1 rRNA gene is annotated in these 669 nt (G+C 57.1%); it reads left to right on the forward strand.

Features of this window, described 5'->3' with window-relative positions:
- Positions 1 to 126 precede the first annotated feature (126 nt).
- Positions 127 to 669: ribosomal RNA gene (locus GCU60_RS19705) — 23S ribosomal RNA — on the forward strand; the annotation flags it as partial.

The raw sequence follows: 669 nt of genomic DNA on the forward strand, positions 1-669 counted from the left end.
GGTGGTGACTGGTCGTACGTTGAGAACTGCACAGTGGACGCGAGCATCTTCTGACTCTTGTAGCAAAGAGTTTGTGTAGGCCCGCTTCTTGTTTCCTTCCGGGGGCAGGGGGCGGGATTTTTGTGTGGCCAAGTTGTTAAGGGCACACGGTGGATGCCTGGGCACCAGGAGCCGATGAAGGACGTAGGAGGCTGCGATAAGCCTCGGGGAGCTGTCAACCGAGCGTTGATCCGAGGATTTCCGAATGGGGGAACCCCGCACCAGTCATGTGGTGTGACCCGCGCCTGAACACATAGGGCGTGTGGAGGGAACGTGGGGAAGTGAAACATCTCAGTACCCACAGGAAGAGAAAACAACCGTGATTCCGTGAGTAGTGGCGAGCGAAAGCGGATGAGGCTAAACCGATCGCATGTGATAGCCGGCAGGCGTTGTGTGGTCGGGGTCGTGGGACAGTTCAGTCACTTCTGCCGAGGTGGCAGGGAGTCATAAAAGACTTGTGTTAGTGGAAGGCCTCTGGAAGGGGTCGCCGTAGAGGGTGAGAGCCCCGTACACGAAAACTCAGTCTCTCCCGAGCTTGTTTCCCAAGTAGCACCGAGCCCGTGAAATTCGGTGTGAATCTGGCGGGACCACCCGCTAAGCCTAAATACTTCCTGGTGACCGATAGCGGAC

The sequence above is a fragment of the Blastococcus saxobsidens genome (assembly GCF_010682065.1).
In the GTDB taxonomy this organism is placed as follows: domain Bacteria; phylum Actinomycetota; class Actinomycetes; order Mycobacteriales; family Geodermatophilaceae; genus Blastococcus; species Blastococcus saxobsidens_B.